Here is a 20,606-nt window from a genome sequence, read left to right on the forward strand (position 1 = left end):
AGTAAGGCGTTTGGAGGATGACACCGATGACCGTGATCGACACCACCGGCATCGCCGCAGCTACCACCACTGGGTGGACGCAGGCATGCCGTCTCGACTACCTGATTCCCGGCCGCGGCGTTGCGGTGTTGCTGAAAGGTGGCCGACAGGCTGCCGTGTTCCTGCTGACGAACGGCATGCTGTATGCCGTCGGCAATATCGATCCGATCGGACGGGCGGCGGTCATGTCGCGCGGGATCGTCGGCGATCGCGGCGGCGTGCCCGTCGTGGCCTCGCCGCTGCTGAAGCAGGCTTTCTCCCTGGTCGACGGGCGCTGCCTGGACGACGAATCGGCGATGCTGCCGGTGTACGCGGTGCGCGTGGACGACGGCATCGTTTCGGTTTCCAACGAGCCGGTGGCAGCCGGACTCGCGTCGTCGGATGGATGACTGGCATGACAACACCTGACTCGGGCGCGAGCCTGGCCGGATTCACGGTCGGCATCACGGCGGCCCGGCGAGCCGAAGAGTTCGCCACGCTGCTGGAACGGCGCGGCGCGAGCATCGTGACCGCACCGGCGATCCGCATCATCCCGCTGGCCGACGACAACGAGCTGGAGCGCGTCACCCGGCAGCTGGTCACCGATCCGCCGCAGATCACGGTGGCCACCACGGGTATCGGCTTCCGCGGATGGATGGAGGCGGCCGAAGGGTGGGGCCTGGCCGAGGATCTGCGCCACACGCTGGGCAGCACCCGGATGCTCGCGCGCGGCCCGAAGGCCAAGGGCGCCATCCGCGCCGCCGAGCTGCGCGAGGAATGGTCACCCGCCTCCGAGTCTTCCGCCGAGGTGCTCGACCACCTGCTCGCCGAGGGTGTGGAAGGTGTCCGGATCGCGGTGCAGCTGCATGGGGCCACCACCGAGTGGGAACCGGTCCCGGACTTCTGTGAGGTCTTGCGTTGCGCGGGTGCGGATGTCGTGCCGGTGCCGGTGTATCGCTGGGTGCCGCCGGACGACCAGGGCCCGATGGATCACCTGATCGAGGGCATCGTCACTTCCGGCCTGGACTGCGTCACCTTCACCAGCGCTCCCGCGGTCGCGTCCATGTTGATGCGCGCCAAGGAAACCGGGCTGCTGGAAGGACTGCTGTACGCGCTGCGCGGCCGGGTGCTGCCCGCCTGCGTCGGTCCGATCACGGCTGCGCCGTTGGAGGAACTCGGGGTGCCCACCTCGATGCCAGGGCGTGCTCGGCTCGGAGCTCTGGCTCGCCATGTCGCCGAGGAACTGCCCAGGCGCGCCAATCGGATTCAGGCCGCGGGACACAACATCAGCGTGCGCGGCGCGTGCGTGGTGGTCGACGGTCAGGTGCGTCAGCTGGCGCCCGCGCCGATGGCGCTGATGCGCTCGCTGGCCCGCCAGCCCGGCCGGGTCGTCTCCCGCGAAGACCTGCTCGCCGCGCTGCCCGGCGGCGGGGACGACACGCACGCGGTGGAAACCGCCATCGCCCGCCTGCGCGCCGGGCTCGGCACGCCGAAAGCGATTCAGACCGTGGTCAAACGCGGGTACCGGCTCGCGCTGGACCCGGCGGAATGCACCGACAACAACCCACCGCCCACCGCGACAGGAGGCCCGCAGGTGCCCGGCGTCGGAATTCCGACCCGGGCACCGCGGTACATCCAGGCTGCGGGGAGCTGGTGACCGCGCCCGCCCTGGTGCTGGTGGCCCACGGGACCCGCAGCACCAAGGGCGTGCAGATGATCGCGGCGCTCGCCGAGGCCGTGTCGAAGGAACTCGGTGCTGGGATTTCGGGGCCTGGCACCGAGGAAAAGCCGTGGGTGCGTACGGCGTTCGTGGACGTGCTCGGTCCGTCACCCGCGGAGGTGCTGCGCGATCTGGCGACAACGACCGGGGAATCCATGCCCGCCGTGGTGGTTCCGGCGTTCCTGGCTTCGGGCTATCACGTCTACCAGGACGTACCGCGCGAGGTCGCCGAGAGCGCTCATCCCGCGACGGTGATCACCCCGGCCATGGGCCCCGATCCCGCGCTGGCGCGAATCATGAAGATGCGTCTGCGCGCCGCGGGCTGGACCCCGGGTGACGCGGTGGTCTTCGCCGCCGCGGGCTCGTCGGACGCCCGCGCCCGCCAAGACGTCCGGCGCGCGGCCGCGCTGCTGGCCGAACGACTCGGTACCGGAGTCCGGATCGCCTACGTCGCCACCGGTGCGCCGCGCGTGCCGGAGGTGGTCGCCGAACTGCGCGCCGCGGGGGCGCGCCGGGTCTTCGTCGCCTCGTACCTGCTGGCACACGGCTTGTTCCAGCAGCGCCTGCACGAGGCGGGCGCCGACGGCGTCGCCGAACCGATCGGCGTGCACCCGGCCGTGGTCCGCCTCATCGCCGAGCGCTACCGCGTCGCCGCCAACGAGATGGTCCGGACCCGCGCTCGTTGAGCAGTCCGGGAGACGCTCCGGGAAGTTCGTTCCGGCTGTCTCGATCGGCTACCGAGTGAAGGTGAGCCCGAACTGCGCGCCCAGCCGATTGAGCGCCTCCGGGTCGCCGAAGACGGCTTGCCCGCTGTAGTCGTCGTCAGGAGGGTCCACGGCGCAGAAGCACTCGAGGGAGTCTGCGGGAAGGCCGGCGAGGTACGTGGCGAAGGTGATCGCGGGCTTCGATGTCCTCGTCCTCGTCGCCGGGGTACACCGGCCATGACTCGGTCTCGCCGTTGCAGTCGAACTGGAGCTCCCAGTCCGCGTCGTTCTCGACCAGCCGCACGTTTGTGATGGTCACCAGGCCGCGGGTGCAGGAGGCGATCGTCTGTAACACGTCCTGATACCACTCCAGCCGCTCGTCGTCGTCGGCCTCGCCGATGCCGCGAAACGTCTTGTAATCGAATGCGTATCGGATCCCGAGGTCGTCGAGCAGACTGAGTACGGCTTGGTAGGGCGTGTTCCTGTAGTAGCTCAGCGGCTTGTCGCGATCGTCGGGCTGCACGGTCTGCCCGGCGGTGGACCGATCGACAAGACCGAGTTCGACGATCAGGTCCACCACTTCGCCGACAGTGTGCTCGGAATCCATCAAGTTCTCCTCGGGGCGTACGCTTTCGAGCGGCCGCAAAGAGCAGAGGATATCCACATCCCGGGGCCCTCCCGCCCGAATCTGTTCCCATTCCTGGGCCTGATCCGCCTGCTCAGCACATGCCCCGAGCCGCGGTTCCGGGAAAGCGCAGTGAGCACGTCTCAGGTCATGCGGTCCGGCCTTGATTCCGCTGCGGCGTTCGCCGCCACAGCGCATCCCTGTCGCTTCGCGCCGATTCGGGCCGGCGTGTCCGGCCAGGTCTTCCAGCGACAGTGGCGTGTCCAGGCGTCGCAGCGCCCAGGTGCGGGTGGCCGCCAGGGTCACGCCGTTTTCCGGAGGCAGTGGGGCGTCCACGAATCGCCCACTGCTGTGCGATGTCGGCGTGGTTTCGACGCAAAGAAAGTGCGATGAGTCGCGCGGACAGGTCGGACGTGCACTGGTCTCGGTTGCTTCGCTGTTCGCTTGCTGAGCGCCTGCTGATTCTCGTCGTATTTGATTATTTCGTCGAGTACCTGCGAATTCATTTCATTTAGGCAAACACGCCCGGTGAATGCTGGGTGCGGCGGTCGCGCCGTGATAGAACTTCGGCCCATGTACCGGCTCATGCGATGCCTGGTTTCCCTCCTCGCCGTCGGCGCCGCCCTCGTTCCGGCCGCGACCGCCACCGCGGACCCCGACGCGGCCATTCTCGATGTGCGGCCACTGGGCGGGCGGCAGTTCGAAGTCGTGGTCCAGTCGGGAGCGATGGGCCGACCCGTCACGTTGTGGCTGTCGCATCCGGGTTCCGGCGCGCCCGCGCTGTACCTGCTGAACGCCGTGGACGGCGGAGAGGAGGGCGGGCCGTGGACCCGGCGCACCGACGTCGCCGAATTCTTCGCCGACAAGCCGGTCAACGTGATCGTGCCGATGGGCGGGCGGGCCAGTTACTACACCGATTGGCTGCACGACGACCCGGTACTCGGCCGCAACAAGTGGACCACCTTCCTGACCAGGGAACTGCCACCGCTGCTCGCGGCCAGGTTCGGGATGAACGGCCGCAACGCTGTAGCGGGAACCTCCATGTCGGCGACCTCGGCGTTGAACTTGGCGATCGCCGCGCCGGGGCTGTATCGGGCGGTCGGCTCCTATAGCGGGTGCCCACGCACCAGTGATCCGATGGGTCAGGCGATCGTCAACTCGCAATTGGCGGTGTTCGGCGCGAGCGCGGCGAACATGTGGGGCCCGCCGACCGATCCGGCCTGGGCCGAGAACGATCCGACGGTGCAGGCGGAACGGCTGCGCGGCGTAGCGCTCTACGTTTCGGCGGGCACCGGCGCACCGGGTTCGCGTGACACGCTCGGCGATCCCGGCATCGACGGCAACCCCCTTCGCCTGGTGGATCGGCTGCTGGTCGGCGGGACCATGGAGACGGTGATCGGCGGTTGCACCCGTCAGTTCGTCGACCGGTTGCACGCGCTCGGCATCCCGGTCACGACCAACCTCCGCCCCGCGGGCACGCATGCCTGGACGTATTGGCAAGACGACGTGCACCAGTCCTGGCCGATGTTCGCCGCCGCGCTCGGCGTCTGATCGGCCATCGCACCCGCGAGGTGGGCGGTCGCCCGAACCGAGCGGGTTACGAATCCGGTACGGCAATGGACCTGCGCGGACCGTCGAGATCCGGCCTGATCACGGATTCCAGGGATCGAGTCCCCCCTCGGGATCCAGGTGATCGAGATTGGCGACTCGCCTGGCCGATCGCACCAGGGCTTCGCGGTTGATATCGGTCGGATTCGCGTAGTAGGCCTGGGCCGCGTCCCGGTGCATGGTCGCCACCCGGTGTCCGATGTGCCAGCGGGTGTCCCGGCCCGCGGCGTTCCACTCGTCCGGGGTGATCGCCGCCCGCAGTGCCCGGTCCGAATGCCAGTTGTTCTCGACCCTTTGCACGAACGCATGGTCGATCGTGGCGCCCGGGGCAGGCGCGTTGCTGTGCCGGACGAAGCTGTCCGCCGCGATGACCGCCTGGGCGGCGTAGGCCTCGTGCGCCTCGTGGCCGACATGGTTTTCCACGGCCCATGCTGTCGCGATCGCCTTCTGCAACGGTGCGAAACCGTACGGATTCTGCGACACCGTCGATTCCTGGGTTGAAAGCGCGGCCAGCGAATGGTTGACCATCTCGTGGTCGGCACCAGAGGCGAGCAGCACGTGATGCACACGCGATTCGGGTACCTTGTTGTCGCGCAGGGCTTTCAGGGCACGGGAGACACCCAGCTGGGTGCGCATGCCCCCGGCTTGCCTGGCCGCGGTAACCGCGACGCCCCGCCAGTTCGTGCGGGAGAGCTGATGCTCGATGTAGCCCTCCTCGCGGCTGGCCAAGATTCTCCTGGTGGACCGTTCGATCCTCTTGCGTGTGTTGGCCAAGGGATTCAACGGATTGACGGTTCCCCCGGCGAGCCAAGCCGTCACGGGCGAGGTGTTGATGGTGTTGAGTGCGCCGATCGTGCTCACGAACCCCATACCGGACGAGGGTTTCCCGCCACCACCGCCCATGCCGAGGGCCAGGCCGCTGCTGCTCGACGACTTGGTCTGGCTGCCCTGGATCGCCAGGGAGAATCGGTTGGCGATCCAGTCGTTGCCGCGGGACAGGCCGCTGCTGAGTCGTTTCAGCTGGAAGACGGCGACGATCTCGACCGTGCCCGCGATGATGATCACCGCCATGACCTGGCCGCGAGCTTGCGCGAACAGGTTGCCCATGAACAGTACGTAGACACCGAGGAAGATGGTGTACGCCGTCATCCGTGCCGCCGCGACGAAGCCGTCCACGAGGTTGCGGACCAGGAACGTCTGGGTCGGGCCGTACACGAATCCGCCCGCGGCGAAGCCGAATATCGACATGATCCCGTGATAGATCGTGTCCAGCGCGGCCTTGATCACCTTGAGTCCGAGGTACATCGCGAATACCAAAAGGATGCCGCCACAGATCAACAGCATGAGCCCGGTGGCGACCTGCCCCATGGTGGGATTCTCGGCCTTCGCGTACGCGGCGGCGTCTCCGCATGACTTCATGCCGCTGATCACCCGGCCGTCGTCGCCGGCCGCCACCCCAGCCGACCATGCCGACCGGCAGGCCGGCCGCGCGTCGACGGTATGTCCGAAATTCCACACTTGCAGCGGCTGACGGGCGAAATTGTCGGCCAGATCGCTCTGCATGGTCGCCACCAGTTGGCCCGGATTCGGGTTGGCGTTCCCGTTCAAGCCGGCCGCCACGGAGATCCCCAGATCGCGGCCCTGCGCCAGCAACCCGTCCGAGGACAGCACATCCGCCAGAGGCTCGGCCAGGAACACCGGCCCGAGTACTGCCACCCCCATCATCGTCACCACCTGCATGGTGGCCTTCGCGTGGTAGCCGCGCACGATGAACCAAGCGACGCAGAACGCGCCGATGGTCGCCGCGGTGACCAGCATGATGGGCGTCGCGAGCTGCGCCGCCAGAGCATCGGCCACGCCACGCAACGCCGCACTGAACATGTCCAGCCACCGGAAGCTCAACGCGTAGCCGATCAACCAGATCGCGGTCGTCACAATGGCTATGTAGCCGATGAATTCCAAGCCCAGCACGGCCCACAGGACGGTGGCGCGAGGCTTGAACAGGCTTTCGTCGCCGGTCGCGAACCGATAATCGGACAGCGGAATTCCCGAGGAGTCACGGATATTCATCCAGCTGAGCCCGTCGATCCCGGATACCTGGGCCGTCGTACCCGCGGCGTCCTGGGCAACGGCCATCGCACCGACGAAGCCGGGAAATACGAAAAGCGCGAAGGCGATCAGAACGAGCCAGGTTGCCCGCCGCCGAGCGCTCGCGCCCGAGCGCAACCACCGGCCCGGCACACCGGCGCGATGTGCATATCGGGTTCGGCGGAACTGGCCCGGAACTCGAACCGAATGCCGCTTGGATGAACTGCGGCTGACAGTGCGTGATAGCACCACCGGGGAGCAGATGTGCACGGAAGAGTCCTTCGTCCCGGTTCTGGGAGCGCGGTCGACTGCGAGTCCTGAAACTGGCTGTGCGCGAGCGGTAATGACACTCCGCGCCCCGGTCTCACGCCGTGTATTACAGACAGGTACGGAAACATCCGCTTGAACGTCCGGTGACATCCATGCGGCTCGGGAATGTACGTAAGCACCTTGGGCAGGTGTGCCGGGCATGGAGAGCCAAATACTCTGTGGTGCAGGCTGATTCGGATACCGATCGGCCGCTTGGTTTGCAGATCTGCGGGCGAGGTTCTCGGCCGGACGGAAGACGTGCGGTCCCAACTGCCTGGATTCGGCGCACACTACCGAGTCCGGCCGCTCACAACCGAACAGTCGAGTCAGCGGGCCTGAGCCTGCCTGTCGTACCGAGGGGGAACAATGCCGCTATGGCATACGACGAAGAGTTGGCCGAGCGGATCCGAGAACTGATCGTGCCGGGGCCGGAACTCACCGAGAAGAAGATGTTCGGTGGCCTGGCGTTCCTGATCGGCGGCAATATGGCGGTCGCGGCCAGCCGTCAGGGCGGCCTGCTGGTCCGGGTCGGCCGGGACGAGGGCGAACGGCTGCTCAGCGAGTCGGTCGAGCCCATGGTCATGGGCGGACGCGAGATGGTCGGCTGGCTGCATGTCACCGCCGCGGCGACCGACGACGACGAAGTCCTGCGGGAATGGGTCGAGCGCGGTGTCGCCTACGCCCGGACCCTCCCGGCGAAAAAGAAGAAGTAGCCTGCCTCAGGACCGGACCAGGCGACGGAAGAGCACCCGGTCGAATTCGCGGCCGTATTCGTCGACCGCGACCACGTCCATCTCGCTGGCGAAGACGCCGGGCCGGACGTCGACGCGCAGGAACGAGTAGTTGCGGAAGCGCACCCGCGACCACGGCGCGGCCTCGTCCTGTTTGCCGCCGCCGGGCGTCCACACGTAGCTGTTCGGCACCGTGGTGTCGGGTAGTTCGTTGCCGCGGAAGGACTCCGGCGAACCCGGCTGGAATTCGTAGCGTGGACGTCCGCCGCCGCCCACGGTGTAGTAGACGGTTCCGTCGGTCTCCGGGTAGACGATCGAATTGTCGCCCGCGACCTTCGTCGTGTTTCCCGCACGGATCGGGTCGGTGCGCTCGTAGACGTGGTTGTGCCCCTGCAGCACCAGGTCCACCTGATAGCGGTCGAACAACCCGACCCAAGCGTCGCGCACGCCGCCGTCGCTGGCGTGCGCCTCGGTGGTCGAATACGCGCAGTGGTGGAAGAAGCAGACGATGAAGTCGATATCGGGGTCGGCGCGGTAGCCGGCCAGCGCACGCTCCACCCAACCCGTCTGCGCTCCACCGGAATAGCCGGAATTGGCGCGAATCTCGTAGGACACGTCGTTGGCGTCCAGCGAGAGTACCGCGACATTCCCGTAGGTGAACGAGTACGCCGATGGACAGCCCGCGGGGCCGTTGCCGGGGAAGTCGAGCCGCGCCAGATGTCCGCGGTAGCCGTGGTCGCCGTAGGTGGCTTCCATATCGTGGTTGCCGGTGGTGAACATCCATGGGGTCTGGGCGGCGCTGGGCTCGATGGCGTTGAAGTAGACATCCCACACGTACGGGTTGTACTTGTCGAACCCGCTCGACGGGTGCGCGCCGTGCGCGACGAACTGCCCCGGCTTGCCCTTGCCGGACGGGTCGGCATAGGCGATGTCGCCTGCGAGGATGTGGAAATCCGGCCGGGCCGCTGCGATCTGGCGCAGCACGTTGGTCGCGTGCGGTGCGGCCGGATCGTTGTCGGCCTTGTAGTACTTGTCGTCGTAGTCGCCGGGTGCGACGCCGTCCGGCAGTGCGGGCGTCTCGTCGGTGCCCTGGTCGCCCATCATGGTGAAGCGGAACGGCAGAATCGCGGCCCGGCTGGTGGGCATCGCGGGCGCGGCGGCGCGGATGTCGCCGACGAAACCGTCGGAGGTGCGCCAGCGGTAGAAGTGCGGCACCCGGCCCGCGAGGCCGTCCACCGGCGCGTGGACGTAGAACTGTTCGGCCGCGAGCACTCCGCCATCGGCCGTGGGCACCTGGGTGAGCAGATTGCGCACCTCGGCCTCGACCGTCGCGCCCAGCGCCGGCGTGGGTCCGTGGTCCAGATACACCGTCGCGCCCGCAGGTCGCCGCGACAGCTGTGCCGCGAAACGCAGTTGACTCGCCGCGTCCGGGCCGAACGCCACCCGCCGTCCGCCGACCGCGAGCTGAGCCTCCTCGGCGTAGGCGCGACTGCCGAATGGCGCGGCGCCGACCGCGGCCACGGCCGCTGCCGCCGCGGCGCCACGCAGGATGTTGCGCCGCGACACCGGATGGCGGCGCAGATAGGCGCGGTGCCATTCGTACTGCTCGGTCATCGTCATGTCGGTGGCGAGACGGCCGGGAATTCCGGTGTCGGGAATGTCGCCTGCTGGATTCAGCGGAGTGGACGGCATACCGCTGATGCTGTACGGGCGCGGCGCACCCGGGCAACTCGCCACCCACACCATGTGCGGGAAGACAGGACGGGCGGTGCCCCCGGCGCGGCCACGTGTCGATGCGGAAGGTGTTGTGGGCCCGCTCAACTGGCATCAGCGGCTCGCCTTTGGTAGACAGACAAGCTGAACGGCATTGTGATCGGGGGGATCCGGCAGTACACGCGAATGGTCTGGAGTTCCTTTTGAGCACGCCCGAGTTCCCGGCGCATGCCCCATCCTGTCCGGTCGTCCACGGCTCGCCGATCGGTTCGGTCGACTCGCGGGTGTCGATGCATTCACCCGAGTTCGCCGTCGATCCGCACCGTGTCTACCGTGAAATGCGGAGGCAGTACGGATCTTTGGTACCGGTGGAGCTGGCGCCAGGCGTGCCGGCCACCTTGGTGATCGGCTATCACACCGCGCTGCGGATCCTCAACGATCCTGAGCACTTTCCGGCCGATCCCCGTACTTGGCAGAAGAACATCCCCGCCGACTGCCCGGTCCTTCCGATCATGGAGTGGCGCCCCACCGGGAGTAGAAACGCCGGGGTGGACTTGCTGCGCTACCGGCAGGCCATCACCGCGAGCATTGATCAGGTAAATCTGTACGGTATCCAAGCCACTGTGCAGAAGATCGCCATCCCGCTGATCAACGGCTTCTGCCAGGCCGGTACGGCCGACCTGATCAGTCAGTACGCCTTCCCGCTGACGTTCGAGGTCGTCAATGCCATGCTCGGCTGCCCGCCGGAGATAGGTGGCCGGGTCGCCGCCGGTATGGCCGCGATCTTCGAGGGCATCGAGGCCGAGAAGGGCAACGCCATGCTCAGCGAGGCGATTCTGGAAATGGTGACCTTGAAACGGGGCGAACCTGGTAACGACGTCACCACGCTGCTACTACAGCATCCAGCCGAACTCGATGAGCTGGAGATGGTCCACCAGGTGGTGAGCTTCTACGGTGCGGGGATCGAGGTGCAACTGAACCTGATCGTCAACACCCTGCTGCTGATCCTCACCGACAACCGGTTCGGCGCAACTGTCCTGGGCGGGAGCCTGTCCACCCGCGACGCCCTCGACGAGCTCTTGTTCAACGACCCGCCGCTGGCCAACATGTTGATCACCTACCCCAGGCAGCCGATCCTCGTCGACGACGTCTGGCTGCCCGCGCACCAGCCGGTCCTCGTCAGCATGACCGCCTGCAACAACGACCCCGCAATCCGGGCCAAGGATCAGACCGGCAATCGCTCGCATCTGGCATGGGGCCTCGGACCACACGCCTGCCCCGCCCGATCCCTGTCCTACCTGATCGCTCAGGAGGCCATCGATCAACTTCTCGATGCGCTGCCCGAGATGCGGCTTGACCTACCAACCGGCGCACCGACCTGGCGGCCTGGCCCCTTCCACCGGGCCTTGGCGGCTCTGCCGGTCGCGTTCACCCCTTCTCCGCAGCTCTGAGTGAAACGTTCCGAGCTGTTCGAACCGGCACCCGCGCCGAGGGCGATCGACTGGCTCACCGGACGCGATGACGTATGTCGAAGAGGTTGGGCGGCTACGAATTTCGCCGTGGAGCGTTCAGCGTTCATCCGGGTATTGGGGGAGCAGGGTGCCCAACGGGCCCAGGTCGATGTTGAGATCCTCGGGGGTGAGGCCGAAATGGTCGCGTAGTTCGTCCATGCGTTGCTCGAGCAGCATCAAGGTGGTGCCGATTCGCTCGATCTGGGCGTCGCTCAGGTCGCCTTCCTCCACGCGGCGCAGCGCCTGCCGCTCCATCAGTTGCCGCAGCAGCTCTACCAACGTGAGGACGAGTGTGACCAGCCCACGCTCGACCGATTCGGGATCGGTGTCGATACGGGGTGGGATGCCGCCGAATTCAGTCATCTGGGGGCGGCTCCAGCGCGCCGTGTGCCGAGGGTTCCAGCGCGGGAGTGGACAGGGCGCTGATGGAGGAGATGAGGGCTCGCAGCGAGATCTGGACCATGTCGACGTCAGCGATGGAGAGCCGGATGTCGCCGGTGATGACCACCCCACCGGCCAGCACCCGGTCCAGCAGGTCGACGAGCGCGACGCGGCGCTCGCCGTCGACGTTCTGGGCGACGTGTCTCATGTCGGCTCCCGTTCCACTCCGGCAAACGAATACGGTGGCCACGGACCGGTGAGCTCGAGCCGGATGCCGGGGAATTCTTTACCGAGCTCGTCGACCATCGCCGTGAAATCGTCCGCGCGATCGTCGTCCACCAGATAGGTGCCATTGAGCACCATCCACTCCCGGCGGCCGGTCAGCGCCGGGTCCGTCGCCGGTTGACGGCGGCCGGCGGCGGCGTACCGGACCAGACGCGCATGGATCTCGTCGGCGCGCAGCGCGGCGTCGCGTTCGACGGTTTCCTGTGCGGCCAGCTGTGCGCGTCGGCGCGCCAGATACGCTGTGCCCGTTCCCCTTCCACCGCCCTCGTCGCGGCTCGCGGCGTCGGCGACGGCGGAGACGAGTGCGGCGCGGTCGCCGTACGCCTTCACACCCCACTCCGTCCGGCCGCTCACCAGGGTCAGCGCCGAATCGAAGTCCGCTCGCCGTTCATCGAGCATCTCGCGTACCCGATCGTCGTCGCGGAACATGGTGGCCAGGCGCAGCGGGACGGCCGGGCCTCGGCGTACCACGGCCGAGACGACGGCGTCGTGCGCCCTGGCCGTCGCCTCCAGCCAGGTCAGATCCTCCAGGTTCCGGCGCAGCGGCTCCTCCCCGAAAACCTCGAGCGGCACCGTACCGACCACGGCCGCCAAGCCGTCCGAGAGCACAGCCCGCACCGGTTCGCCCGCCACCCCGGTTATCTCGCCCAGCTCCTCGGCGATGTTTCCGGCGGTCGTCACCGCGTACAGCCACACGCCGACGCCGTCAGTCACGTCCCCTCGCTTCCCTCGGTTCGCGTTCGAGGGATTTGCGCCTTTCGCCCGTGGCTTCCAGTTCCGCGATCCGCTCGCGGAGCTTCCGGTTCTCGAGTTCGAGGTCGTGATCCTGCCGCTCGAGGCTACGGGCCTTGCTGTTGAGCCAGGGATCGGTCTCCCACCAGTCGATGCCCACCGACTTGGCCGTCTCCAACGACGCGATGACCAATCGCAGCTTGATGGTGAGAAGTTCGATGTCGAGCAGATTCACCTGGATGTCGCCCGCGATCACCAAGCCCTTGTCGAGGACCCGCTCCAGAATGTCGCCGAGGTTCGTCGATTGACGCCCACCCTCGTAGGGCATCGGCGCCGACGACCCGCCTCCGACCACCGTCATCGCAGATCCCTTCGGCCGATGTCGGTGCTGCCGCGGGAATAACGCCGGGTTCTGCGGTAGGCCAGCAGATTCCCGTCCATGTCGATCTCCACCTCGTAGAGCGCCAGCATGTCCGCCGACGAGGGGATGCGGCGGTCCTCGAGCACCTCGATCTCCAGCAGCCAGCCGGCCTCCGTCGGCTCCATGGAGGTGACTCCCTCCGCCTGCTTCGCGGTCAGCTCCAGCAGACGCTCGGTCGCCACCGCCGCGGCGGCTTTCGGCGCGGCCAGCGGCGGCTCATCCGATTCGGAGTGGACGTCCTCGGAGTCTTCCGATGTCGTATTGCGGCTCACGCGAGGTCACTCCTTCCGATCGGTCGACGTCGTGTCGCCGGGCGGCTGGATCATGCGATCGATGACCGCTTGCTGCGCTTGTTTCCGCTCTTCTTCGGACAGCTGGCCGGCCGCCGCGGCTTCGTCGATCGCCTCCAGTTCGCGCCGCATGGTGGCCGGATCCCGCAGCTGCTGTTCGACCTGATCCTGGATCACTTCAGCCAGCCAGATCACGCCACGGACGGGAGCGATCGGCAGCGTGAGAATCGACGAGAGCAAGCCCATGTCAGCCCTCCGGCGCTCGCTTCGTCACGAAGTCGTACGCCGCCATCGGGCCGAGCAGGCTCACCTCAACGCGCCCTTCCCATTCCCCCTCGGCGAGTTGAGTCAGCGCCTCCTCCAATTCACGCTGCCGGGATAGTTCGAGAAGAACCGCGACGTGCACCGCGTCCTCTTCATGGCTGGGTTCGCGCTGGTTGACCAGGGATGTGAGCGGCTCGAGCAGGGTGGTCATCCGGCGGGTGTCCTCCGTGCGTTTGGCCGTGATCGCCTGATTGATGATCTCGCCCAGGGCGATCCGCTCGTTCCGGGTGGCGTCCTCCGGCTTGTCGCGGATCTCGTCCCGCAGCCGCGCTGCCTCGGCGTTCTCGTCGAGCACCTCCCGCAGGATGGTGCCCTCGACGTAGCGTCCTTTGATCACGAACTGCGCTCGGCCCTCTAGCTCCTCGAGCGCGGCGCGGAACTCGTCGTTGTGCGCCTCGAGCAGCTCCTTTTTCACCGCCTCGGGATCGGACATGACCGCTCCGAACCGCAGCGGCAGCACCGGAGCGACGGCTGCCGCACCGTCGAGCAGCCGCGCGTGCGCGGTCAGGTCATCGGGTGTGCCGAACCGCCGATCGACCGGGACGGCACTGACCAGCGCGGCGATCTCGCCGTGCCGCACCACGTCGATGGTGCTCGGGGGGTCGCTGACACCAGCGGCGTCCTGCTCCGGCTCCACGTCGGCGGGCACGATGCCGTAGACGTATACGCCGGTGCGCCGACCGCTCTCGGTTTCCCGTGCTTCGGTTGCGTGCTGAGTGGCCATCATTCCTCCTTGCGCCTGGGCCGGCTCACGGGCTGGCGCTTGTCCTCGACCTCGTTGAGGAAGCCCAAGACCTTCTCGCCCGCGGCCTCGAGCGCGCCCTTCGTCTTGTGCTTCGCGGCGCCGCTGGTGACGTCGCCGACCAGATCCGAAAGGCCCTTCGGCTCAGTGCCGAGTTCGAGCCGGTTGACGGCGTCGGCGAAGCGTAGATACGTGTCGACGCTGGCCACGACGACCCTGGCGTCGACGGTCACAAGTTCGATGCCGACCAGCGACACGCGCACGAACGCGTCGATGACCAGCCCTTTGTCGAGAATCGTATCGATGACGTCGGCCAAGCTGGACGAGCTCGGGCGCGCCATCGTGCCTGCGCCGCCACCTCCGCCACCTACGGGTTCGATTGTCATGTCCGGTCTCCTTGCCTGTCACTCTGTCGGCGTGCGGCGGTGCTGCGGTGCTGGGTCGCGGGTCGACGGCGTGGCTCGGGTTCCTCGTCCTCGGCCTCTTCCTCGTCCCGCACGTCGTATTCGGTTTCGGTGTCTTCGTCTTCGGCGTTGTCCCGCTCCTCGCGGCGGGCGGCCTCGTCGTCCTTGACGACCTTGCTGTCGTGGATCTCGCCGTGCCACCCCTCGATGTCGTCCGGGTGCAGTGCGCTCTGGGTCATCACATGCCGTTCGAAATGCTTGAGTTCCAAACGGGCGCGGCGGCCGACCGCATGCCACAGATCGGCGGTCTTCTCGAACAGGCCGCCGGGGTGATACTCGAGCACCATGATGATGCGGGTCAGGTCCGGCGTGAGCTCATGGAAGGTCACCGCGCCGTCGATATAGCCCTTGTGACCCTTGGAGCGCCACACGATCCGCTCGTACGGCACCTGCTCCACGATGGTGGACTCCCAGGACCGCTTGGACCAGAACACCTTGGCGGTCCACGCCAGCTTCTCGTCGGATACCTGCTCGACCTGCTCGACCTTCTTCATGAACTTCGGGAAGTCCGCGAACTGCGTCCACTGGTCGTAGGCGAGGTCGATCGGAACACCGACGTCGATCTGCTCGACGATGTTGGTCAATTTCAGTTTCTTGCCTCCGGCGCCCTTCTCCTTCCCACCTGTCAGGTTCTCCTTGGCTTCCTGGAGCTTGTCTTGGAGCGTGTGCGTGACCTGCGCCAGCCCAGCGCTCATGGCCGCCTTCATCGGCGACGCTCCACCTGCGAGCTTCTCCACCCCGGTCACCGCCGACAGGAGGCTCCCGCGTCCTTCGGCGTAATCGGTGAGGCGGTCGGCCGTGCCCGACACTTTGTCGGAGACTCCGGCGAGAGCGCGGTCGACCACGGTTCCGGCCAGGGTCTGCAGTGATTGCTGCAAGTGGCCTGCCGGGGTGGCCTCCCGAACCGTCTTCTGGGCCGTCGCGCCGGCGTGGGTCGCGACTCCGCTCGCCCGGCCCGCTGCGCGGGTGGCGGTCGTGCCTGCCTTTCCCGCGGTGCGTCCAGCGGTCGTGCCTGCCTTTCCCGCGGCGCGTCCAGCGGTCTTGCCCACTCTCTCCGTAGCGCGGGCGGCCGTCTTGCCTGCCTTACCCGTAGTGCGGACGGCGGTCTCGCCTGCCTTACCCGTAGTGCGGACGGCGGTCTTGCCTACCTTGTCCGCTGCATCCGACAGAGATCTCGACGCCATCGGACTCACCTCCCCGTGCGCCGTATGGGCGCTTGCTCGGCCTCGGCGCGAATCCGCTGCCGACGAGGCGACGCCGTCGTCCGATCCGGTGCACCCGATCTCCTGGAGCGGGGCTCACCGGTACGGCGCCGGGTGGGAGACGAGGTCCGGCGTGCCCGGGTAGGCGCCCGGGACTCCTCGGACTCGTCCTGACTCTCCTCGGACTCGTCCTCCTCCGTCTCTCCTTCTTCTTCCGGATACTCGTCCTCTTCTTCCGCCGGGTACTCGTCCTCGATGTCCTCGTCGGCGTACCCCTGCTCCTCGTCCTCGGTCGTCTCCTCCGGGTACTCTTCTTCGTCGGTGTCCGGGGTCTCGTCTCGTGGTTCTTCGACCGTCTCGGGCATCGCGGCCTGCCGTTGCAGGCGGGCGTTCAACGCATCGATGCGGTTGCTCGCGGCGGTGACCGCCGCAGCCCGCACGGCGCCCATCAACTCCTCACGGACCGTTTCGGTGATCCCGGCCAGCTCCGGCGACGATTTGAGCAGGGACGTCCCACGCTCCAGCAATTCTTGGGTTGGCCCGCCGGAAGACCGCCTGGCCATCGCCGCGCCCGCCAGCGACAACGCCAAGCGCATCTTGCGCGTGCGGCCCAGCAGATACCCGGCACCCACCCCTAAAGCTATCTTCGCTCCGCCCTTCATCATCACTCCTTGCTTGCCTTCGGCTGCCGCTGCACAGAGACAAGGAGGCAGCCGAGGTCCTCTGTGCCCCACGTGCGGGTTAGACCACATCGCACTACCCAAACCTCCCAGCGCACGCTGGGTTACCGCCTGAGAGGCACGTGCTGCCTGCGAAAAGTCCGCTCGATCCGATTGCGTGATGTCTACCAGCGACTTATGAGTGCTCGATGTCGTCGACGGGGTCGAAAATATTTCTCGAGAAAGTTCGCGAGCTACGTCGAAACCGTGCCGCCGGCTCCGACCAAGGGGTGACAGCAGGACACACAGCAACCCACAAGGAGCACATCATGTCCGTCAATACGTTCTTCTGGTTCGAGAGCGGCGCCGAGGAAGCCGGTGCTTTCTACGCCTCGGTCCTTCCGAACTCGCGCGTGGTCGACATCTCGCGCAACTCCGACGGCTCCGCGTTCATCGTCTCGCTCGACCTGGACGGTCAAGCGGTCACGCTGATGAACGGCGGACCGGGCCATCCGCTCACCGACGCGGCGTCGTTGCAGGTGATCGTGGATACCCAGGACGAGGTCGATCGGCTGTGGGACGCCCTCACCTCCGGCGGCGGGACGCCCGGCCCGTGCGGCTGGCTCACCGACCGCTACGGCCTGTCCTGGCAGGTGGTGCCCTCGGCGCTGCCGAAGCTGATGAGCGGAGACGACCCCGCCAAGACCATCGCCGTCGGCACCGCCCTGCGCACGATGTCCAAGCTGGACGTCAAGGCCTTGCAGGACGCGTACGACAACGCCTGACACACGAAAACCCGCCCGGACGACGATGGCCGGGCGGGTATTCGCGTGGCGCGACGGCGTCGGTCAGCGCCAGCGCTCGGGCGTGACCGGCGCCTCCCAGGCGCGGGCGTAGCGGCGCTTGTCGAGAGCGTCGTATTCCTTGCTGCGGTACACCACGTACGGCCGCACCAGATACCCGACCGGCGCGCTGAACATGTGCACCAACCGGGTGTAGGGCCACAACCCGATCAGCGCGAGCACGACCAGCCCGTGCAGCTGGAAGGTCCACGGGGTGTCCACCATGAGCTCGGGTTGGGGGCTGAGGGTGAACAGGCTGCGGAACCAGGGGGAGACGGTCTCGCGGTAGTTGTAGGTGCCCCACAGCAGGTTGCTGCCCCAGGTGTTGAGCAGTCCGGTGATCAGCGCCGCGGCCAGCAGCACGTACATCAGCTTGTCGTTGCCGGTGGTGGCCTTGCGGACGGCGGGGACCGTGATGCGCCGGTAGAGCAGGATGGCGACCCCGGCCAGCACGGCGAGACCGGCCACCGAACCCGCTCCGACCGCGATGACGTGGTAGGTGTGCTCGGAGATCCCGACCGCGGCGGTCCACGACTCCGGGATCAGCACGCCGAGCACATGACCGCCGAACACCCCGACCATGCCGAAGTGGAACAGCGGGCTGCCCAAGCGCAGCAGACGGCTCTCGTAGATCTGCGAGGAGCGGGTGGTCCAGCCGAACTGATCGTTGCGGTAGCGCCACAGGTGCCCGAGCGCGAACGAGGTGAACGCGATGTACGGCAGGATCAGCCACAGCGAGGTCGGCAGATTCGGGGATGCGTTCATCGTCGGCCTTCCGATCCGTCGAACAGGGAGGGGTCCATCGCGAAGGGCTCCAGCCCGACCTCTTCCTCCGGCGGTCCTTGCGCCGCGAGTTCGGCGATGCGTCGCCGGTCGGCGGTAGTGGGCGGCGGCAGCGTCGCCCCTACCGCGGCGAGCACCCCGGCATACGGAGAACCACTGTCGGACAGCGAAAGTCGCAGCAGCTCCAGCACCGGAACGTGCTCGCCGAGCAGTCGCTCACCGCCGATCGGATCGACGGTGGCGGCGAACTCCAGCAGCACCGGCAGATGGTCGGGCAGTTCTTCGTCGCCGAGTTCCACACCGGCGTGCCGGTAGGCGTGCTTGAACCGCAACAGCGCCATCCCGCGCTTACGGGTGTCGCCGTAGGCGTAGAAGGTCAGGTGCAGGCTGGCGCGGCGGCGCATGTCGAAGGTCTCGACGTAGGCGGCCGCGAGCTCCAGCGGTGGGGTCGTCCGCAGGTAGTCGAGGCATTCGCTCAGCTGGGCGCGCACCTCGTCCGGCAATTCCGCTACCGCGGTGGCCAATTGGCCGACCATGGCGAGCGTCTGCTCGCTCGGGTAGTCCAGCAGCAGCGCGGCGATCCGCCAGACCAGCTGCCGGTCGCGTTGGGCGAGCTCGACGGACGGTTCCGGGCGGCGGCGCAGCTTCAGCAGGCTCATCGGCCTGCCCCGCTGGGCGTGGAGGTCGGGTCATCGGCGAGGGCGCTGTCGCCATTCGCGACCACGCCGATGCCCGAGCCATTGGTGGGCCGGCCGTTTGTCGAGCCATCGGCCGGAACACCGTTGCTCGCGTGCCCGTTGTGCTCGCCGTTGGTCGGCACCAGGCCTTCGGTGCTCTTGCCGTCCCAGTTCAACAAGTTGATCCGGGACGACTTCTCCTCCGGCGCCGCGCCGTTGCTGTCGGTGAGGTGGAACTTCTCCACCATCTGGTCGAACGCCGTCATGCCCGGTCCGCCGTCGGTGTCCAGGCTGCACCCGGTGGCGAGCGAATCCAGTTCGTGCGCACGGGCTCCCGCGCCGGTCGGGATGACATACCGGTGCTCGTACTTGGCGATGGCCAGCAGCCGGTACATCGCCTCGATCTCCTCCGGCTCCAGCCGCACCGACGGTGCGATCGAGGGATCGGGCTCCTCGCCGAGGTTCACCGAGCGCATGAACGAGCGCATCGCCGCCAGGCGCTGCAACGACGCGCGCACCGGCCCCACATCGCCCGCGGTGAACAGCTCGGCCAGGTATTCCACCGGGATACGCAGCGCGTCGATGGCGCCGAAGAGGTTCGATACGTTCTCGCCGTCGTGCCCGGTCTCGGTGAGCACGTCCACCACCGGTGACAGCGGCGGCACATACCAGACCATCGGCATGGTGCGGTACTCAGGATGCAGCGGCAGCGCGATCTGGTAGTCCACGATCAGCTTGTAGACCGGCGAATCCTGGGCCGCCTGAATCCATTCCGGCGAGATCCCGGCCCGCTCCGCCTCCGCGACCACGCGCGGGTCGTGCGGGTTGAGGAACACCCCGAGCTGGGACGGGTAGAGATCCTTGTCCTCGGTGACCGACGCGGCCTCCAGCACGGCGTCGGCGTCGTAGAGCATGACGCCGATGTAGCGCAGCCGTCCGACGCAGGTCTCCGAGCACACCGTCGGCATGCCGACTTCCACGCGCGGGTAGCAGAAGGTGCACTTCTCCGCCTTGCCCGTCTTGTGGTTGAAGTAGATCTTCTTGTACGGGCAGCCCGACACGCACTGCCGCCAGCCGCGGCACTTGTCCTGGTCGACCAGCACGATGCCGTCCTCGGCGCGCTTGTAGATCGCGCCGGAGGGGCAGGAGGCCGCGCACGACGGGTTCAGGCAGTGCTCGCAGATCCGCGGCAGGTAGAACATGAAGGTCTCTTCGAACTCCAGCTTCACCTGGTTCGAGAGCTTCGCCAGCAGCGGGTCCTTGCCGACCTGCTCGGGGCCGGAGCCCAGGTCGTCATCCCAGTTGGCGCCCCACGTGACGTTCGTATCCTGGCCGGTGATCAGCGATTTCGGGCGGGCGACCGGCGTGGTGTCGGTGGGCGGCGAGGACAGCAGGTTGTCGTAGTCGTAGCTCCACGGCTCGTAGTAGTCCTCGACCGTGGGCAGGTCCGGGTTGGCGAAGATGTTCAGCAGCCGCTTCAGCCGAGACCCGGACTTGAGGGTGAGCTTGCCGCGCTTGTTCAGCGTCCAGCCGCCCTTCCACTTCTCCTGATCCTGGTACTGCCGCGGGTAGCCCTGTCCGGGACGGGTTTCCACGTTGTTGAACCAGACGTACTCGGTGCCGCCGCGGTTGGTCCACGCCTGCTTGCAGGTGACCGAGCAGGTGTGGCAGCCGATGCACTTGTCCAGGTTCATCACCATGGCCAGCTGTGCCATGACTCGCATGTCAGTACTCCACTTCCTGCGAACGTCTACGGACAGAGCGTGGTGACCTCGTC

The 20,606-nt window shown here is 67.3% G+C and carries 23 protein-coding genes; 7 read left to right on the plus strand and 16 right to left on the minus strand.

The features are described 5' to 3' along the window. Positions 1 to 26: 26 nt before the first annotated feature. Genes nirD through ACWPXK_RS09190 form a run of 3 tightly spaced genes read left to right on the plus strand, consistent with a single transcriptional unit; the run spans position 27 to position 2,424 of the window. Positions 27 to 428, plus strand: coding sequence for a nitrite reductase small subunit NirD (nirD, locus tag ACWPXK_RS09180; RefSeq protein WP_454195631.1), 402 nt, complete (start codon positions 27 to 29; stop codon positions 426 to 428). Positions 429 to 433: 5 nt separating this feature from the next. Beyond that, on the plus strand, positions 434 to 1,675 hold the full coding sequence (locus tag ACWPXK_RS09185; protein ID WP_454195632.1) for a uroporphyrinogen-III synthase: 1,242 nt from the start codon (positions 434 to 436) through the stop codon (positions 1,673 to 1,675). Next, positions 1,672 to 2,424 carry a sirohydrochlorin chelatase gene (locus ACWPXK_RS09190; protein WP_454195633.1) on the plus strand — a complete coding sequence of 251 codons (753 nt, stop codon included), beginning with the start codon at positions 1,672 to 1,674 and terminating at the stop codon, positions 2,422 to 2,424. Before ACWPXK_RS09185 ends, ACWPXK_RS09190 begins: the two co-directional genes overlap by 4 nt. Positions 2,425 to 2,560: 136 nt before the next feature. Here the strand turns inward: ACWPXK_RS09190 and ACWPXK_RS09195 are convergent, their stop codons facing one another. After that, positions 2,561 to 3,373 (minus strand): hypothetical protein, encoded by an 813-nt coding sequence (locus tag ACWPXK_RS09195; RefSeq protein WP_454195634.1) that lies wholly within the window; start codon positions 3,371 to 3,373, stop codon positions 2,561 to 2,563. A gap of 267 nt (positions 3,374 to 3,640) precedes the next feature. Between ACWPXK_RS09195 and ACWPXK_RS09200 the strand changes: the two genes are divergently transcribed. Continuing rightward, positions 3,641 to 4,618 carry an alpha/beta hydrolase gene (locus ACWPXK_RS09200; protein WP_454195635.1) on the plus strand — a complete coding sequence of 326 codons (978 nt, stop codon included), beginning with the start codon at positions 3,641 to 3,643 and terminating at the stop codon, positions 4,616 to 4,618. A gap of 99 nt (positions 4,619 to 4,717) precedes the next feature. Here the strand turns inward: ACWPXK_RS09200 and ACWPXK_RS09205 are convergent, their stop codons facing one another. After that, a complete protein-coding gene (locus ACWPXK_RS09205) occupies positions 4,718 to 7,183 on the minus strand; it encodes a hypothetical protein (protein ID WP_454195636.1) in 2,466 nt (821 codons plus the stop codon). 263 nt (positions 7,184 to 7,446) lie between these two features. Here ACWPXK_RS09205 and ACWPXK_RS09210 point away from each other — a divergent pair, with 263 nt between their 5' ends. Beyond that, positions 7,447 to 7,785 (plus strand): TfoX/Sxy family protein, encoded by a 339-nt coding sequence (locus ACWPXK_RS09210; RefSeq protein ID WP_454195637.1) that lies wholly within the window; start codon positions 7,447 to 7,449, stop codon positions 7,783 to 7,785. A gap of 6 nt (positions 7,786 to 7,791) precedes the next feature. Here the strand turns inward: ACWPXK_RS09210 and ACWPXK_RS09215 are convergent, their stop codons facing one another. Further along, complete coding sequence (locus ACWPXK_RS09215) at positions 7,792 to 9,495, minus strand: metallophosphoesterase (protein ID WP_454195638.1); 1,704 nt, start codon at positions 9,493 to 9,495, stop codon at positions 7,792 to 7,794. A gap of 224 nt (positions 9,496 to 9,719) precedes the next feature. Between ACWPXK_RS09215 and ACWPXK_RS09220 the strand changes: the two genes are divergently transcribed. Beyond that, on the plus strand, positions 9,720 to 10,967 hold the full coding sequence (locus tag ACWPXK_RS09220) for a cytochrome P450 (RefSeq protein WP_454195639.1): 1,248 nt from the start codon (positions 9,720 to 9,722) through the stop codon (positions 10,965 to 10,967). A 117-nt stretch (positions 10,968 to 11,084) separates the two neighbouring features. On the opposite strand, the gene ACWPXK_RS09225 is transcribed toward ACWPXK_RS09220, so the two are convergent. The 10 genes from ACWPXK_RS09225 to ACWPXK_RS09270 are packed head-to-tail and all read right to left on the minus strand — an operon-like array spanning position 11,085 to position 16,530. Then, positions 11,085 to 11,390 carry a gas vesicle protein K gene (locus tag ACWPXK_RS09225; RefSeq protein WP_454195640.1) on the minus strand — a complete coding sequence of 102 codons (306 nt, stop codon included), beginning with the start codon at positions 11,388 to 11,390 and terminating at the stop codon, positions 11,085 to 11,087. After that, the gene (locus ACWPXK_RS09230; protein ID WP_454195641.1) at positions 11,383 to 11,616 is read right to left on the minus strand and encodes a gas vesicle protein; all 234 of its coding nucleotides are present in this window, start codon (positions 11,614 to 11,616) and stop codon (positions 11,383 to 11,385) included. Before ACWPXK_RS09230 ends, ACWPXK_RS09225 begins: the two co-directional genes overlap by 8 nt. Further along, positions 11,613 to 12,407: a GvpL/GvpF family gas vesicle protein gene (locus tag ACWPXK_RS09235; protein WP_454195642.1), complete on the minus strand. Its 795-nt coding sequence runs from the start codon at positions 12,405 to 12,407 to the stop codon at positions 11,613 to 11,615. The genes ACWPXK_RS09230 and ACWPXK_RS09235 overlap by 4 nt, the downstream gene beginning before the upstream one ends. Next, the gene (locus ACWPXK_RS09240) at positions 12,400 to 12,786 is read right to left on the minus strand and encodes a gas vesicle protein (protein ID WP_454195643.1); all 387 of its coding nucleotides are present in this window, start codon (positions 12,784 to 12,786) and stop codon (positions 12,400 to 12,402) included. Before ACWPXK_RS09240 ends, ACWPXK_RS09235 begins: the two co-directional genes overlap by 8 nt. Beyond that, positions 12,783 to 13,118, minus strand: coding sequence for a gas vesicle protein GvpO (gene gvpO, locus ACWPXK_RS09245; protein ID WP_454195644.1), 336 nt, complete (start codon positions 13,116 to 13,118; stop codon positions 12,783 to 12,785). The genes ACWPXK_RS09240 and gvpO overlap by 4 nt, the downstream gene beginning before the upstream one ends. Positions 13,119 to 13,124: 6 nt before the next feature. Beyond that, positions 13,125 to 13,382 (minus strand): gas vesicle protein GvpG, encoded by a 258-nt coding sequence (locus ACWPXK_RS09250; protein WP_454195645.1) that lies wholly within the window; start codon positions 13,380 to 13,382, stop codon positions 13,125 to 13,127. A gap of 1 nt (position 13,383) precedes the next feature. Next, entirely contained in the window at positions 13,384 to 14,187 is an 804-nt protein-coding gene (locus ACWPXK_RS09255; protein ID WP_454195646.1) for a GvpL/GvpF family gas vesicle protein, read from the minus strand. Continuing rightward, a complete protein-coding gene (gene gvpJ / locus ACWPXK_RS09260; RefSeq protein WP_454195647.1) occupies positions 14,184 to 14,588 on the minus strand; it encodes a gas vesicle protein GvpJ in 405 nt (134 codons plus the stop codon). The genes ACWPXK_RS09255 and gvpJ overlap by 4 nt, the downstream gene beginning before the upstream one ends. Continuing rightward, the gene (locus tag ACWPXK_RS09265) at positions 14,585 to 15,850 is read right to left on the minus strand and encodes an SRPBCC family protein (protein WP_454195648.1); all 1,266 of its coding nucleotides are present in this window, start codon (positions 15,848 to 15,850) and stop codon (positions 14,585 to 14,587) included. The genes gvpJ and ACWPXK_RS09265 overlap by 4 nt, the downstream gene beginning before the upstream one ends. Positions 15,851 to 15,855: 5 nt before the next feature. After that, positions 15,856 to 16,530 (minus strand): hypothetical protein, encoded by a 675-nt coding sequence (locus ACWPXK_RS09270; protein ID WP_454195649.1) that lies wholly within the window; start codon positions 16,528 to 16,530, stop codon positions 15,856 to 15,858. A 326-nt stretch (positions 16,531 to 16,856) separates the two neighbouring features. On the opposite strand from ACWPXK_RS09270, the gene ACWPXK_RS09275 reads away from it, so the two are divergent. Beyond that, on the plus strand, positions 16,857 to 17,312 hold the full coding sequence (locus ACWPXK_RS09275; RefSeq protein ID WP_454195650.1) for a VOC family protein: 456 nt from the start codon (positions 16,857 to 16,859) through the stop codon (positions 17,310 to 17,312). Positions 17,313 to 17,375: 63 nt separating this feature from the next. Here the strand turns inward: ACWPXK_RS09275 and narI are convergent, their stop codons facing one another. From narI to narH, 3 genes are read right to left on the minus strand one after another with little or no spacing between them, the layout of a single operon-like run. Continuing rightward, positions 17,376 to 18,134 carry a respiratory nitrate reductase subunit gamma gene (gene narI / locus ACWPXK_RS09280; RefSeq protein WP_454195651.1) on the minus strand — a complete coding sequence of 253 codons (759 nt, stop codon included), beginning with the start codon at positions 18,132 to 18,134 and terminating at the stop codon, positions 17,376 to 17,378. Next, positions 18,131 to 18,811 carry a nitrate reductase molybdenum cofactor assembly chaperone gene (gene narJ, locus ACWPXK_RS09285; protein ID WP_454195652.1) on the minus strand — a complete coding sequence of 227 codons (681 nt, stop codon included), beginning with the start codon at positions 18,809 to 18,811 and terminating at the stop codon, positions 18,131 to 18,133. The genes narI and narJ overlap by 4 nt, the downstream gene beginning before the upstream one ends. Beyond that, entirely contained in the window at positions 18,808 to 20,544 is a 1,737-nt protein-coding gene (narH, locus tag ACWPXK_RS09290; protein ID WP_454196402.1) for a nitrate reductase subunit beta, read from the minus strand. The genes narJ and narH overlap by 4 nt, the downstream gene beginning before the upstream one ends. Between the last annotated feature and the right edge of the window lie 62 nt (positions 20,545 to 20,606).

It is taken from the genome of Nocardia sp. Marseille-Q1738 (assembly GCF_965283145.1).

Excerpts from the sequence above, each read along its gene's own strand:
- nirD (WP_454195631.1), top strand. The coding sequence starts at position 27 with ATGACCGTGATCGACACCACCGGCATCGCCGCAGCTACCACCACTGGG.
- ACWPXK_RS09185 (WP_454195632.1), top strand. The coding sequence starts at position 434 with ATGACAACACCTGACTCGGGCGCGAGCCTGGCCGGATTCACGGTCGGC.
- ACWPXK_RS09200 (WP_454195635.1), top strand. The coding sequence starts at position 3,641 with ATGTACCGGCTCATGCGATGCCTGGTTTCCCTCCTCGCCGTCGGCGCC.
- ACWPXK_RS09205 (WP_454195636.1), bottom strand. The coding sequence starts at position 7,183 with ATGTCACCGGACGTTCAAGCGGATGTTTCCGTACCTGTCTGTAATACA.
- ACWPXK_RS09210 (WP_454195637.1), top strand. The coding sequence starts at position 7,447 with ATGGCATACGACGAAGAGTTGGCCGAGCGGATCCGAGAACTGATCGTG.
- ACWPXK_RS09215 (WP_454195638.1), bottom strand. The coding sequence starts at position 9,495 with ATGCCGTCCACTCCGCTGAATCCAGCAGGCGACATTCCCGACACCGGA.
- ACWPXK_RS09225 (WP_454195640.1), bottom strand. The coding sequence starts at position 11,390 with ATGACTGAATTCGGCGGCATCCCACCCCGTATCGACACCGATCCCGAA.
- ACWPXK_RS09230 (WP_454195641.1), bottom strand. The coding sequence starts at position 11,616 with ATGAGACACGTCGCCCAGAACGTCGACGGCGAGCGCCGCGTCGCGCTC.
- ACWPXK_RS09240 (WP_454195643.1), bottom strand. The coding sequence starts at position 12,786 with ATGACGGTGGTCGGAGGCGGGTCGTCGGCGCCGATGCCCTACGAGGGT.
- ACWPXK_RS09250 (WP_454195645.1), bottom strand. The coding sequence starts at position 13,382 with ATGGGCTTGCTCTCGTCGATTCTCACGCTGCCGATCGCTCCCGTCCGT.
- ACWPXK_RS09255 (WP_454195646.1), bottom strand. The coding sequence starts at position 14,187 with ATGATGGCCACTCAGCACGCAACCGAAGCACGGGAAACCGAGAGCGGT.
- gvpJ (WP_454195647.1), bottom strand. The coding sequence starts at position 14,588 with ATGACAATCGAACCCGTAGGTGGCGGAGGTGGCGGCGCAGGCACGATG.
- ACWPXK_RS09265 (WP_454195648.1), bottom strand. The coding sequence starts at position 15,850 with ATGGCGTCGAGATCTCTGTCGGATGCAGCGGACAAGGTAGGCAAGACC.
- ACWPXK_RS09270 (WP_454195649.1), bottom strand. The coding sequence starts at position 16,530 with ATGAAGGGCGGAGCGAAGATAGCTTTAGGGGTGGGTGCCGGGTATCTG.
- ACWPXK_RS09275 (WP_454195650.1), top strand. The coding sequence starts at position 16,857 with ATGTCCGTCAATACGTTCTTCTGGTTCGAGAGCGGCGCCGAGGAAGCC.
- narI (WP_454195651.1), bottom strand. The coding sequence starts at position 18,134 with ATGAACGCATCCCCGAATCTGCCGACCTCGCTGTGGCTGATCCTGCCG.
- narJ (WP_454195652.1), bottom strand. The coding sequence starts at position 18,811 with ATGAGCCTGCTGAAGCTGCGCCGCCGCCCGGAACCGTCCGTCGAGCTC.
- narH (WP_454196402.1), bottom strand. The coding sequence starts at position 20,544 with ATGGCACAGCTGGCCATGGTGATGAACCTGGACAAGTGCATCGGCTGC.